The sequence below is a fragment of the Halomonas sp. PGE1 genome (assembly GCF_013000985.1).
In the GTDB taxonomy this organism is placed as follows: Bacteria; Pseudomonadota; Gammaproteobacteria; order Pseudomonadales; family Halomonadaceae; genus Halomonas; species Halomonas alkalicola.
The window spans coordinates 3,820,466-3,832,858 of sequence record NZ_CP053032.1; the positions used below are offsets into that span (position 1 = coordinate 3,820,466).

The 12,393-nt window shown below is 67.5% G+C and carries 13 protein-coding genes; 1 reads left to right on the forward strand and 12 read right to left on the reverse strand.

What is annotated here, in order from left to right:
* The first annotated feature begins 76 nt into the window (after positions 1 to 76).
* A complete protein-coding gene (locus HIR79_RS17850) occupies positions 77 to 262 on the forward strand; it encodes a hypothetical protein (protein ID WP_169959374.1) in 186 nt (61 codons plus the stop codon).
* Here HIR79_RS17850 and HIR79_RS17855 read toward each other — a convergent pair.
* The 12 genes from HIR79_RS17855 to HIR79_RS17910 form a co-directional block, all read right to left on the reverse strand.
* On the reverse strand, positions 240 to 509 hold the full coding sequence (locus HIR79_RS17855; RefSeq protein WP_169959375.1) for a BrnA antitoxin family protein: 270 nt from the start codon (positions 507 to 509) through the stop codon (positions 240 to 242). The two genes, HIR79_RS17850 and HIR79_RS17855, sit on opposite strands and share 23 nt — an antisense overlap.
* A gap of 25 nt (positions 510 to 534) precedes the next feature.
* Positions 535 to 1,503, reverse strand: coding sequence for a 4-hydroxy-3-methylbut-2-enyl diphosphate reductase (gene ispH, locus HIR79_RS17860; RefSeq protein ID WP_169959376.1), 969 nt, complete (start codon positions 1,501 to 1,503; stop codon positions 535 to 537).
* A 173-nt stretch (positions 1,504 to 1,676) separates the two neighbouring features.
* Entirely contained in the window at positions 1,677 to 2,123 is a 447-nt protein-coding gene (fkpB, locus tag HIR79_RS17865; RefSeq protein ID WP_169959377.1) for an FKBP-type peptidyl-prolyl cis-trans isomerase, read from the reverse strand.
* Between the two features lie 13 nt (positions 2,124 to 2,136).
* Entirely contained in the window at positions 2,137 to 2,628 is a 492-nt protein-coding gene (lspA, locus tag HIR79_RS17870; RefSeq protein WP_249322203.1) for a signal peptidase II, read from the reverse strand.
* Between the two features lie 49 nt (positions 2,629 to 2,677).
* Positions 2,678 to 5,521 carry an isoleucine--tRNA ligase gene (gene ileS, locus HIR79_RS17875; RefSeq protein ID WP_169959379.1) on the reverse strand — a complete coding sequence of 948 codons (2,844 nt, stop codon included), beginning with the start codon at positions 5,519 to 5,521 and terminating at the stop codon, positions 2,678 to 2,680.
* Positions 5,522 to 5,531: 10 nt separating this feature from the next.
* The gene (gene ribF / locus HIR79_RS17880; protein ID WP_169959380.1) at positions 5,532 to 6,602 is read right to left on the reverse strand and encodes a bifunctional riboflavin kinase/FAD synthetase; all 1,071 of its coding nucleotides are present in this window, start codon (positions 6,600 to 6,602) and stop codon (positions 5,532 to 5,534) included.
* Between the two features lie 464 nt (positions 6,603 to 7,066).
* Positions 7,067 to 8,107, reverse strand: a complete 1,041-nt coding sequence (locus HIR79_RS17885; RefSeq protein WP_169957516.1) for an IS110 family RNA-guided transposase — start codon at positions 8,105 to 8,107, stop codon at positions 7,067 to 7,069.
* A gap of 176 nt (positions 8,108 to 8,283) precedes the next feature.
* Positions 8,284 to 9,807 (reverse strand): murein biosynthesis integral membrane protein MurJ, encoded by a 1,524-nt coding sequence (gene murJ, locus HIR79_RS17890; protein WP_169959652.1) that lies wholly within the window; start codon positions 9,805 to 9,807, stop codon positions 8,284 to 8,286.
* Positions 9,808 to 10,176: 369 nt separating this feature from the next.
* The gene (rpsT, locus tag HIR79_RS17895) at positions 10,177 to 10,443 is read right to left on the reverse strand and encodes a 30S ribosomal protein S20 (RefSeq protein WP_119022583.1); all 267 of its coding nucleotides are present in this window, start codon (positions 10,441 to 10,443) and stop codon (positions 10,177 to 10,179) included.
* Positions 10,444 to 10,651: 208 nt separating this feature from the next.
* A complete protein-coding gene (proB, locus tag HIR79_RS17900) occupies positions 10,652 to 11,791 on the reverse strand; it encodes a glutamate 5-kinase (protein ID WP_169959381.1) in 1,140 nt (379 codons plus the stop codon).
* A 28-nt stretch (positions 11,792 to 11,819) separates the two neighbouring features.
* A complete protein-coding gene (locus HIR79_RS17905; RefSeq protein ID WP_249322204.1) occupies positions 11,820 to 12,113 on the reverse strand; it encodes a DUF5615 family PIN-like protein in 294 nt (97 codons plus the stop codon).
* A 44-nt stretch (positions 12,114 to 12,157) separates the two neighbouring features.
* Positions 12,158 to 12,382 (reverse strand): DUF433 domain-containing protein, encoded by a 225-nt coding sequence (locus HIR79_RS17910; RefSeq protein ID WP_169959383.1) that lies wholly within the window; start codon positions 12,380 to 12,382, stop codon positions 12,158 to 12,160.
* Between the last annotated feature and the right edge of the window lie 11 nt (positions 12,383 to 12,393).

A 12,393-nucleotide genomic window follows, 5' to 3' on the forward strand; every position in this document is an offset into this window, starting at 1 on the left:
GAACCCGGGCTCCCACCAGTAGTCCAGCTGCTGGAGGTTCAATACAGGCTCAACCACCAACAACAACGCCGCCGGCATGGAGATGACGGCGGCGTTCTCGTTGGGGCACTGCCTTGCCGCGCTACTCGCTGACGATCACCCGCTCGCGCAGCTCGCGGGGCATGGAGAAGGTGATGGTCTCGGCGCGGCCGTCGAGCTCCTCGGGGGCGGCGGCGATCTGCTCGACTCGACGTTGTCGATCACCCGTGGCGATGTTCTCTGATGTACTGCTTCAGAGCTTGGTCAATGCGTCGCTGCCAACCTTCCCCCTCTGCCTTGAAATGTTCAATCACTTCAGGTGATAAACGGATCGACGTCTTTACCTTCGTCGGCGAGCGCTGCTTGCCACGCTGGCCGATGGTGCACTGCAGGTTTGCGGGAAGGACCTCCGACATCGGGCGCATACGCTTCACATCGGCGTCGGTGAGCTCGCGAACCTCTCCGTCCTTATCCGTGAGTCGCATTTTCATAGCGGCGTACCTCTCACAATTGGAACTACTCGCTGACGATCACCCGCTCGCGCAGCTCGCGGGGCATGGAGAAGGTGATGGTCTCGGCGCGGCCGTCGAGCTCCTCGGGGGCGGCGGCACCGAGCGCCTGCAGGCGGGCGATCACGCCCTGCACCAGCACCTCGGGGGCGCTGGCGCCGGCGGTGACGCCCACCACGCTCACCCCTTCCAGCCAGGCGGGGTCGATCTGCTCGGCGTTGTCGATCAGGTGGGCGGGGGTGCCGACCCGCTCGGAGAGCTCGCGCAGGCGGTTGGAGTTGGAGCTGTTGGGGCTGCCCACCACCAGCACCAGGTCCGCACCAGCGGCGAGCTCGCGCACGGCATCCTGGCGGTTCTGGGTGGCGTAGCAGATGTCATCCTTGCGCGGCCCCTCGATCTGGGGGAACTTGGCGCGCAGGGCGTCGATCACCTTGGCGGTGTCGTCCATGGAAAGCGTCGTCTGGGTGACGAAGGCGAGCCGGCTCGGGTCCTTCACCTCGAGCCTGGCCACGTCCGTGTCGTCCTCCACCAGGTAGATGGCGCCGCCATGGGAGGTGTCGTAGCGCCCCATAGTGCCCTCCACCTCGGGGTGGCCCTCGTGCCCGATCAGCACGCACTCCTGGCCGCGGCGGGCGTAGCGCAGCACCTCCAGGTGAACCTTGGTGACCAGCGGGCAGGTGGCGTCGAACACCTTGAGGCCGCGGCGCTCGGCCTCCTCCTGCACGGCGCGGGAGACGCCGTGGGCGGAGAAGATCACGATGACGTCGTCGGGCACCTCGTGGAGCTCCTCGACGAAGATGGCGCCGCGCGCACGCAGGGTGTCCACCACGAAGCGGTTGTGGACCACCTCGTGGCGCACGTAGATGGGCGCCCCGAAGACATCCAGTGCCCGGTTGACGATCTCGATGGCGCGATCAACGCCGGCGCAGAAGCCGCGCGGGTTGGCCAGCCTGATCTGCACGGAGTTAGCTTGCATGGGTCTCTGCCTTGATGCGTCGGGGGCATCTGCTGGTTGATTCGCTTGGTGGTCGCCGCCGGGGCGCCTTCGGCGCCATTCGCCGGGCGGAGCCCAGCTCCCACCAGTAGACTGAAGTCTTCGTGACACTACCTGCCCACCAGAGGGGCACCGGTGGCGCTGGGCATCGTCGATCAGTGCGTCGTCGCGGGCTTCACGTCGATCACTTCCACCTCGAAGGTCAGGGTACGCCCTGCCAGCGGGTGGTTGAAGTCCACGTCGATCATGTCGCCGTCGATGGCACTGATCACCCCGGGCAGCTCGCCGCCGGCGGGGTCGGAGAAGGACATCACGGTGCCTACCTCCAGCGCCTCGTCGCCGAAGTCGTCGCGCTTCAGGCGCTGGATGTTCTGGGGGTTGTGCTGGCCGAAGGCGTGCTCCGGGGTGATCTCGAAGCTTGCGCTCTCGCCGGCGGCCATGCCCTTCATGGGGTGCTCGAAGCCGGGCGGCAGGTTGCCGTCGCCCACCTGGAAGGTGGCGGCGGCCTTGTCGCGGGTGGAGTCCACCACGGTGCCGTCTTCCAGCTTGAGGGTGAAGTGCAGGGTCACTTCCATGCCCTCGTCGATGCGGTAGTCGCTCATTGCGCTCTCTCTATCAGGAATTGCGTTGCCGGGCGCGGCGCTTCTCGCCGAACACCGACTCCCAGATCAGGCCGATGGCCCCCAGGGTGATGCCGATGTCCGCGACGTTGAAGGCCGGGTAGTACCAGCCGGCGACGTGGAAGGAGAGGAAGTCCACCACGTAGCCGTGCACCAGGCGGTCGTAGAGGTTGCCCAGCGCCCCGCCGATGATGGCTGCAAGCGAGCACGCCAGCAGCGTCTCGTCGCGCTTCAGCCGGGTCAGCCAGATGGTCAGGCCGACGCTGGCGCCCACCGCGATGGCGGCGAAGAACCAGCGCTGCCAGCCGGGGTGATCGGCCAGGAAGCTGAAGGCGGCGCCATAGTTGTGCAGCAGCGTCAGGTTGAAGAACGGCAGCACCTCCACCGGCCGAGCGTACTCCAGCCAGGCGCTGGCGGCGTACTTGGTGGCGAGGTCCAGCACGATGATCGCCACGGCCAGCCACAGCCAGCGAAGCGGGCGCTGCATGGGCGGCACCTCTGGCTGACTGGAAGGGCCGCCGCCGGTGTGCTTGGTATCAGGCATACAGGCGCGTCTCGCCGGGGCCCTCGGGCAGGTTGCTCACGCAGCGGCCGCACAGGTCGTCGTGGCCTGCGTGGCTGCCCACGTCCTCACGGTGGTGCCAGCAGCGCTCGCACTTTTTATGGGCACTGGCAGCCACCGCCACCTTCAGGCCGGCAAGCTCGGTGGCCTCGGCGCCCTCGGCCTGCTCACTCTCGGCCAGCGGCTTCAGGGTCACGTCGCTGGTCAGCATCACGAAGCGCAGCTCCTCGCCCAGCTTGGCAAGCGTCGCATGCAAGGCGTCGTCCACGTAGAGGGTGACCTCGGCGGCCAGGCTGCCCTTGATGGTCTTGGCGTTGCGGGCGTCCTCCAGGCACTTGTTGACCGCCTGCTTCACCTCCAGCACCTGCTCCCAGAAGTCGCGGCCCATGGCGGCGTCGCCCTCGAGGGTGGCGAGGCCCTGGTAGTAGGTCTCCAGCAGCACGCTGTCGCCGCGCTCGCCAGGGATATGCTCGTGGATCTCCTCGGCGGTGAAGCTGAGGATCGGGGCGACCCAGCGGGAGAGCGCCTCCACCACGTGGTAGAGGGCGGTCTGGGCGCTGCGCCGCGCCAGGGAGTCGGTCTGGGTGGTGTACTGGCGATCCTTGATCACGTCCAGGTAGAAGCCGCCCAGCTCCCGGGCGCAGAAGCCGTGCACCTGCTGATAGACGTCCAGGAAGCGGTAGTCGGCGTAGGCCTTCTCGATGCGCGCCTGCAGCTGGGCGGCGCGGTCCACCACCCACTGGTCCAGAGCCAGCATCTCGCCGAAGGCCACGGCGTCGCGGCTCGGCTCGAAGCCGTTGAGGTTGGCCAGCAGGAAGCGCGCGGTGTTGCGGATGCGGCGGTAGACGTCGGCGGTGCGCTTCAAGATCTCGTCGGAGACCGCCATCTCGTTGCCATAGTCGGTGGAGGCGACCCACAGGCGCAGGATGTCGGCGCCGAGCTTGTCCATCACCTCCTGGGGCGCCACCACGTTGCCCATGGACTTGGACATCTTGCGGCCCTGGGCGTCCACGGTGAAGCCGTGGGTCAGCAGCCCGCGGTAGGGCGGGTGGCCATCGATGGCGCAGCCGGTCAGCAGCGAGGAGTGGAACCAGCCGCGGTGCTGGTCGGAGCCCTCCAGGTAGAGGTCGGCGCGGGGGCCGGCCTCGTGGCCGTGGGGGTGCGAGCCGCGCAGCACGTGGCGGTGGGTGGTGCCGGAGTCGAACCAGACGTCCAGGGTGTCGGTAACCTTCTCGTAATCGCCGGCCTCCTCGCCCAGCAGCTCCGCCGGGTCGAGGCGGAACCAGGCGTCGATGCCCTCCTTCTCGACGCGCTTGGCGGCCTCCTCCATCAGCTCGACGGTGCGCGGGTGCAGCTCGCCGGTGGCCCGGTGCAGGAAGAACGGAATCGGCACGCCCCAGTTGCGCTGGCGCGAGATGCACCAGTCCGGGCGGTTGGCGATCATGCTGTGCAGGCGCGCCTGGCCCCAGGCCGGGGTGAACTGGGTGGCCTCGATGCCCTCAAGCGCCCGCTCGCGCAGGGTCTTGCCGTGACTGCCCTTCACATCCATGCCCACGAACCACTGGGCGGTGGCGCGGTAGATCACCGGGGTCTTGTGGCGCCAGCAGTGCATGTAGCTGTGGGTGATCGGCTCGTGGTGCATCAGCGCGCCGACCTCGCGCAGCTTCTCGACGATCTGCGGGTTGGCCTTCCAGATCATCTGGCCGCCGAAGTAGGGCAGGTCGTCGGCGTAGACGCCGTTGCCCTGCACCGGGCTCAGGATCTCCTCGAAGGCCATGCCGTGCTCGCGGCAGGTGACGAAGTCATCCATGCCGTAGGCGGGGGCGGAGTGGACGATGCCGGTGCTGCCCACCTCGGCCTCGACGTAGTCGGCCAGATAGACCGGCGACAGGCGATCATAGAAGGGGTGCCGGAAGCGGATGCCGTCGAAGGCCTCGCCGCGGGCGGTGGCGATCACCTCGCCGGTGAGGCCGAAGCGCGCCAGGCACGACTCGACCAGCTCCTCCACCAGCACCAGCAGCCGCTCGCCGGTATCCACCAGGGCGTAGGTGAACTCGGGGTGGACGTTGAGCGCCTGGTTGGCGGGGATGGTCCAGGGAGTGGTGGTCCAGATGACGATGGCGGCGGGCTTGGGCAGCGCCGCCAGGCCGAAGGCGGCGGCCAGGCGGTCGGCGTCCTCCACCGGGAAGGCCACGTCGATGGCGTCCGACTTCTTGTCGGCGTACTCCACCTCGGCCTCGGCCAGGGCGGAGCCGCAGTCGAAGCACCAGTTGACGGGCTTCAGGCCCTTGAAGACGTAGCCCGCCTCGACCATGTCGGCCAGGGCGCGGATCTCGCCGGCCTCGTTGGCGAAGTCCATGGAGCGGTAGGGGTTCTCCCAGTCGCCCATCACGCCCAGGCGCACGAAGTCGGCCAGCTGGCCCTGGATCTGCTCGCCGGCGTACTCGCGGCACAGCTCGCGGGCGCGCTCGGCGGCCAGGTGCTTGCCGTGGGTGGTCTCGACCTTGTGCTCGATGGGCAGGCCGTGGCAGTCCCAGCCGGGCACGTAGGGGGCATCGAAGCCGGCCAGGTTCTTCGACTTGACGATGATGTCCTTGAGGATCTTGTTGACGGCGTGACCGATGTGGATGCTGCCGTTGGCGTAGGGAGGGCCATCGTGCAGCACGAACAGCGGCTTGCCCTGGCGCTCCTCACGCAGGCGGTGGTAGAGGTTCTTCTCCTGCCACTCGGCCAGGCGCTCCGGCTCGCGCTTGGGCAGCATGCCGCGCATCGGGAAATCGGTTTCTGGCAGGTTCAGAGTGTGCTTGTAGTCGCTCATATCCTGGGGGTCAGCCGTCGTCGTGGTCGGCGGGGGTCCCCGCCGAGGAATCGGAAGTCACGGCCTCGCGCGCCAGCGGCGCCGATGCCAGAGGAAGAGAATCGTCGTTGTTCAGGCCGGGGCCCTGAGCACCGGCTTCGGGGTGCTGTAAAGTGTGCTCGGCAAAGTAGGCGCGGGCGCGGCGCTGGTCGGCGGTGATCTGCTGCTTGAGGGCGTCGAAGTGCTCGAACCTCACCTCGCCGCGCAGCTTGGCGCAGGGGAAGACGCGCAGGCGCTGGCCGTAGAGGTCGCCTTCGAAGTCGAACAGGTGCACCTCCAGCACCGGCCGGGTGCTGCCCACCGTGGGGCGCCAGCCGATATTGGCCACGCCGGGCAGGCGGCGGCCGTCGGGCAGCTCGCTGACCACCGCATAGACGCCCTGCAGGGCCAGGGAGCGCACCGGCTGGGGCAGGTTGGCGGTGGGCACGCCGATGGTGCGGCCGAGCTTCTGGTCCGCCACCACGCGCCCGCCCAGTCGATAGGGCCGCCCCAGCAGCCGTGCCGCCGCCTCGAAGTTGCCGCTGGCCAGCAGGGTGCGGATGCGCGTGCTGGAGACCCGGTCGTCGTCGACCGTGAAGGTGCGGGTGTGCTCGACGCTGAAGCCGTGCCGCTCGCCCACCTCGGTGAGCAGGTGGAAGTCGCCGCGGCGGTCGCAGCCGAAGCGGAAGTCGTCGCCCACCACCAGGTGGCGCACGCCGAGGCCATCGATCAGCACCTTCTCGATGAACGCCTCGGCGGTGAGGCCGCGCAGGGCATCGTTGAAGGGCAGGCAGAGCACCCGCTCCACCCCCGCCTCGCCCAGCAGGCGCACCTTGTCGCGCAGCAGGGTGAGGCGCGGCGGCGCCTGGTCACCGGCGAAGAACTCCCGGGGCTGGGGCTCGAAGACCACCACGGTCACCGGCAGCTGCAGCTTGGCGGCCTGCTCGCGACACTGGTCGAGAATCGCCTGGTGGCCGCGGTGGACGCCATCGAAGTTGCCGATGGTGGCCACGCAGCCGCGGTGCTCGTCGCGCAGGTTGTGCAGTCCTCGGATCACTTGCATGGCGTTGCTCGAGCCCCGCTGGCTGGGTGAATGGCGAAGGGTGGGTGGCGAAGAAGGTTATAAAGTGGGCGATTATACCGGACCGCCGGCCCCTTGACAGCCGAGCCGGGCGACGGCAAGGCCATGTTGATTGGGGCTAACCTGGCGACAGGCTTTCGAGGAGGCGCTGTAAATACTTCCCTGTACGTATATGGAGTCCTCCCCGTTTGCAAGCACGAGGCACGATGGTCGGTAGGTACGACTGCACACGTATATCCGGTCTCAGTAATGATGCTCTCATGAACATCGGACCTTGATGGGCTATCCGCACGTCAGCTCCCAATCGCTACCTCGAGCTCAAAAGGCTCAGCGTCCAGAAGGGGTTGTCTGACGTCGGTTCGACCTGTTCGCCATCCTGCAGCATGCTCAGCAATCGTGGTGGACGGTGCTCAATATTATATTAACGTGCTAAATCCAATGGTTTTTCATGCCGAAAGCCGGGACGCCAGCGACGCATCATAGGCGCTCTCATGGCGGGTTACCGCCCAGGCGATACGTGCCGTCTTGTTGGCCAGTGCGACGACCGCCACATTGGCATGTTTGTGCTCGGCCAGGTGCCTGACCCACTGGCTCAGGCCGTCGTCCTTGGTACCCACATGCCGGAGCACCGATCGCGCACCATGCACCAGTAGCTTGCGCAGGTAACTGTCGCCGCGTTTGCTGATGCCCAGCAGGCGGTCTCGCCCCCCGGTGCTGTGTTGTCGAGGCGTCAAGCCGAGCGAGGCGGCAAAATCTCGCCCGCGCCGAAAGCTCTTGCCATCGCCGAGGGCGCCGGCCAGCGCGGTGGCGGTCAGTGGACCGATACCCTGCAGCGTCATCAGCCGCTTGGCCACGGGGTCTGCCTTGGCCTGTCGCTCGAGGCTCGCCGTGACCGTCGCGATGCGCTCATCCAGGTGTCGCAGATCCTCGGCAAGGCCGGCAAGCAGGACACGAAAGGCATCCGTCAGCCCGTTGTCTGCCTCTTCCAGCCAGCGAGGCAGGGCGGCACGCAACTGACCGATACCCACCGGAGCGACCAGGCCATACTCCCCCACCAGCCCACGTATCTGATTGGCCTTGGCCGTGCGCTGCCGTACCAGCTCTTCACGAATGCGGTGTGCCGCCTGGGTATCCTGCTGAGCGACGCTCTTGACGGCCACGAAGCGCATGCTGGGCCGCCCCATGGCTTCACAGATCGCTTCGGCGTCGACCCGGTCATTCTTGTTGCTCTTCACGTAGGGCGTCACGAACTGTGCGGCGATCAACTTGACGCGATAGCCTCGCTCCTGCAAGGCCCGCGCCCAGTAGTGAGACGAGGCACAGGCTTCCATGCCGATTTCGGCTCCCGCCGGCACCCGCTTGCTGACCTCATCCAGCCATTTTTCGCGGGTGTACTTACCTTGCCACTGCACCTGATCATGGCGATCGACGCCGTGGACATGAAAAACAGACTTTGCGATATCGACGCCGACACGGGTAATGTTCATGACGAGTTCTCCTCACCCTCAGGCTGGTTGGTGTTCCTGCCCACCAGTGTGGCGCAATGACGCCGATATAGGGTGGGGAGGACTCCATCCCATTGCTACCGACGCCATCCCTGGCGTAGGACCTCCTCTTTAGCCTGTCCCCAGCGCCCCTCGCCACGTGGGGGCCACGGAGGTACTCAGCTCTTCATCTTGAAGTGCCGCAGGCGCACGCCGGTGACGGCGAGCCAGGCGAAGTAGACGCCGGCGCCGGCCACCACCAACGCCGCCAGCCAGGCCACCCGGGTCCAGACGCTCCAGCCCAGCCACGCCTGCCAGTCGGGCGAGATCAGCCACAGGCCGAGCCCCATCACCGCACAGCCACCCAGCAGCTGCACCGCGTAGCGCCCCCAGCCGGGCTGGAACACCAGCACCCGCTCCTTGTGGAGCAGCCAGCCCAGCAGGCCGGCATTCAGGAACGCCGAGAGCGCCGTGGCCAGCGCCAGGCCGGCGTGGGCCAGCGGCCAGATCAGGATCAGGTTGAAGACCATGTTGGCGACCATGGCGATGATGCCGACCTTCACCGGCGTGCTGGTGTTCTGGCGGGCGAAGAAGCCCGGTGCCAGCACCTTGATCAGCATGAAGGCCACCAGGCCGAAGGCATAGGCGCGCAGGCTCATCGCCGCCATGGTGATGTCGTGCTCGGTCATGGCGCCGTAGTGGAACAGCGAGATCAACAGCGGCTCGGCCAGTATCGCCAGCGCCAGGGCCGCCGGCAGCCCCAGCAGCAGCACGGCGCGGATCGCCCAGTCGAGCATCTCGCTGAAGTGCTGGCCGGACTGCGCGGCGTGGCGCTTGGAGAGCGCCGGCAGGATCACGGTGCCGATGGCGATGCCGAAGACCCCCAGCGGCAGCTCCACCAGGCGGTCGGAGTAGTAGAGCCAGGAGACGCTGCCCGGCGCCAGCAGCGAGGCGAGGATAGTGTCGAGCAGCAGGTTGATCTGCGAGACCGAGACGCCGAACAGCGCCGGCGCCATCAGCACCATGATCTGCTTCACCCCGGGGTGCACGAAGCTCGGCCAGGGCCTGGGCATCAGCCCCAGGCGCACCAGGAAGGGCACCTGGAAGGCGAGCTGGGCGACGCCGGCGATCAGCACCCCCCAGGCCAGCGCCATGGCCGGCTCGGTCATCAGCGGGGTGAGCAGCAGGGCCGCGCCGATCAGCGAGAGGTTGAGCAGCACCGGGGTGAAGGCCGGGATGGCGAAGCGGTTCCAGGTGTTGAGCACGCTGCCGGCAAAGGCCGTCAGCGAGATCAGCAGCAGGTAGGGAAAGGTGAGCCGCAGCATGTCGGCGGTGAGCGCGAGCTTGGCGGGGTCGCGGCCGAAGCCCGGGGCGAAGACCCACACCAGCCAGGGGGCGGCGACCATGAACAGCGCGGTGAGCAGCGCCAGCACCACGGTGAGGCTGCCGGAGACGGCATCGAGCAGTTCCTTCACTTCGCGCTTGCTGCCGCGGGTGGCGTACTCCGAGAGCACCGGCACGAAGGCCTGGTTGAAGGCCCCCTCGGCGAACAGCCGGCGCATGAAGTTGGGGATCTTGAAGGCGACGAAGAAGGCGTCGGCGCCGCTGCCGGCGCCGAACAGGGTGGCCACCACCACGTCGCGCACCAGGCCCATGACCCGGGAGAGCATGGTCATCACGCTGACCACCAGGCCCGAGCGCATCAGCCCGCCGGCCTTGGGGGCCACCACCTTGTCGTTCTCGCCCACCGGGGTGGGGGGCGTCTGCTCGCGATCCGTCACGTCTGCGTCCTCAACCAACCAGGCAGAAAAGGCTACTCGGGGCTGTCCCGTCGACAAGCCTGCGAGCGGGGCCGGCCCTCCGGAGGCGCCATGAACCCCTCCCTGGGGGCTACCTAGACCATCCCTGGTCCACGGACCTCCTCTTCGGCTTGCCCCCGGCGCCCCTCAGAGCCAGCAGCTGCAGCCGCTAACCGCTCTCCGTACGATATCCACAAAAAAACCGGCCGCAGCCGATCTTTCTGCTGGAGGCCCGCCCTCAGGGGCGAGTCACTCCGATGGCATCCGGTCTGCTCAGGCAGCCAGCGCCTTGACGCGAGCGTTCAGGCGGCTCTTCAGACGCGCGGCACGCTTCTTGGAGAGCACATCCTTGTCGGCGATGCGGTCGATGACACGCTGCGCCTGCTGGAACTCGGCCATGGCCACGGCGTGGTCGCCGCCGTTGATCGCCTTGATGACGCGCTTGATGTAGGTGCGCACCATGGAGCGCTGACCGGCTTTCAGTACACGACGGCCTTCGGCCTGACGGGCGCGCTTGCGAGCTTGCTTGCTGTTTGCCACTTGATGTCTCCTTGGAGATTCTTCGCCGCCCGTGTGATGACGGCATCGATAACGTATTGATCCGGCAGAAAAGTACGCGACTTTCCGCCGGCTTGGCCATCTGGCCGACCGCTTGACATCAGCGATCGTTCACGGGCCGTGTCTGAGAGGATGGCGTATCCTATCACAGCCCGCGCCGCGCTTGCCATAGCGCCGGTGACAAGCGCGGCTAGAGCACCACCAGGTTGTCGCGGTGGATCAGCTCCGGGGCCTCCATGAAACCGAGGATCGCCTCGATCTGGTGGCTCGGCTTGCCGAGCAGACGCGCGGCGTCATCGGCGCCGTAGTTGACCAGCCCCTTGGCGACACGCTCGCCGGCCTCGTCGAGGCAGAGCACCATGTCGCCGCGGCGGAACTGCCCCGCCACCGCCTTGACCCCTACCGCCAGCAGGCTGGAGCCGCTCTCGCGCAGCACCTTCACCGCACCGGCGTCCAGGGTCAGGGTGCCGCGCACCTGCAGCTGGCCGGCCAGCCAGCGCTTGCGCGCCGCGATGGGGGCCTGGTCCGGGCGCAGCAGGGTACCCAGGCGCTCGCCTGCCATCAGCCGGGTGAGCACCTCGGGCTGGCGGCCGCTGGCGATGGCGGTGAAGGCGCCGGAGCGCGCCGCCAGGTGCGCCGCGCGGATCTTGGTCACCATGCCGCCGCGGCCAAGCGCCCCGCCGCCGCCGGCCACCGCGGCCAGTGCCGGGTCGTCGGCGCGCCCCTCATGGACCATCCGCGCCTCGGGGTTGCTGCGCGGGTCGGCGTCGAACAGCCCCTCCTGGTCGGTGAGGATGATCAACGCATCGGCCTCCAGCAGGTTGGCCACCAGGGCGCCCAGGGTGTCGTTGTCGCCGAAGCGGATCTCGTCGGTGACCACGGTGTCGTTCTCGTTGATCACCGGCACCACCCGCAGATCGACCAGGGTGCGCAGCGCCGAGCGGGCGTTGAGGTAGCGCTTGCGGTTGGAGAGGTCGTCGTGGGTCAGCAGCACCTGGGCGGTGAGCAGGCCGTGGCGGGCGAAGTGGCCCTCGTAGCACTCGGTGAGGCCGTTCTGGCCTACCGCGGCCGCGGCCTGCAGCTCGTGCACCGCCGAGGGGCGCGCCTGCCAACCGAGGCGCACCATGCCGGCGGCCACCGCGCCGGAGGAGACCAGCACCACCTCGATGCCGCGACGATGCAGCGCGGCGATCTGGTCGACCCAGCCGCCGATGGCGGCCTCGTCGAGGCCGCGGCCGTCGTTGGTCAGCAGCGCGCTGCCGATCTTCACCACCACCCGCCGGGCGCCCGCCAGCGCCTCGCGGCCGGGATTCTGAACCCCTTCCGTCATGTTTGATCCTGAAGTTACGTGGGAAGAACTACTGCCGATCACTCAGCTCCACCAGAGACTCTCCCTTGGCCAGCAGCTCAAGGGCCGTCGGCAGAAGACGCTGCAGCACCTCACGCATACGGGCGTTGGTCGTATTCCCCATGGTCACCCAGATGACTTTAGGGGGCGGACCATAACGCTCCAGAAGGTCAGGAAAGTCCCGGTCCTTGGTCAGCACTATGGCACCGGCATCTCGTGCAGCCGCGAAGATATCCTCATCCGTCGCATCGCGGTAGCCAAGCCAGCGAGCCGAATAGGCCTCCACCCCGAGGGTGTCTGTCATCCAGGGCGCCAGATGAGGCGAAAGCTGAGCGTCGACCCAGAGGATCATGCCGCAAGAACAGGATGGTCGAGACGGCGCGCGGCAAACTGCAGAGACGCCAGGATATCCTCCTGCTCCAGATCCGGCAGCTCCTCAAGCACTTCCTGTGCGGTCAACCCTTGCGCCAGCAGGTCGAGCACGTCGACCACTCGAATACGCATGCCACGAATGCAGGGCCTGCCTCCGCACTGGGCAGGGTCAATCGTGATACGACTCAACAGGGCGTTCATCAGGCACCTCC

Excerpts from the sequence above, each read along its gene's own strand:
- HIR79_RS17855 (WP_169959375.1), bottom strand. The coding sequence starts at position 509 with ATGAAAATGCGACTCACGGATAAGGACGGAGAGGTTCGCGAGCTCACC.
- proB (WP_169959381.1), bottom strand. The coding sequence starts at position 11,791 with ATGACGGAAGGGGTTCAGAATCCCGGCCGCGAGGCGCTGGCGGGCGCC.
- HIR79_RS17850 (WP_169959374.1), top strand. The coding sequence starts at position 77 with ATGGAGATGACGGCGGCGTTCTCGTTGGGGCACTGCCTTGCCGCGCTA.
- ileS (WP_169959379.1), bottom strand. The coding sequence starts at position 5,521 with ATGAGCGACTACAAGCACACTCTGAACCTGCCAGAAACCGATTTCCCG.
- murJ (WP_169959652.1), bottom strand. The coding sequence starts at position 9,807 with ATGCGCTCGGGCCTGGTGGTCAGCGTGATGACCATGCTCTCCCGGGTC.
- HIR79_RS17910 (WP_169959383.1), bottom strand. The coding sequence starts at position 12,382 with ATGAACGCCCTGTTGAGTCGTATCACGATTGACCCTGCCCAGTGCGGA.
- HIR79_RS17905 (WP_249322204.1), bottom strand. The coding sequence starts at position 12,113 with ATGACAGACACCCTCGGGGTGGAGGCCTATTCGGCTCGCTGGCTTGGC.
- fkpB (WP_169959377.1), bottom strand. The coding sequence starts at position 2,123 with ATGAGCGACTACCGCATCGACGAGGGCATGGAAGTGACCCTGCACTTC.
- lspA (WP_249322203.1), bottom strand. The coding sequence starts at position 2,628 with ATGCAGCGCCCGCTTCGCTGGCTGTGGCTGGCCGTGGCGATCATCGTG.
- ispH (WP_169959376.1), bottom strand. The coding sequence starts at position 1,503 with ATGCAAGCTAACTCCGTGCAGATCAGGCTGGCCAACCCGCGCGGCTTC.
- HIR79_RS17885 (WP_169957516.1), bottom strand. The coding sequence starts at position 8,107 with ATGAACATTACCCGTGTCGGCGTCGATATCGCAAAGTCTGTTTTTCAT.
- ribF (WP_169959380.1), bottom strand. The coding sequence starts at position 6,602 with ATGCAAGTGATCCGAGGACTGCACAACCTGCGCGACGAGCACCGCGGC.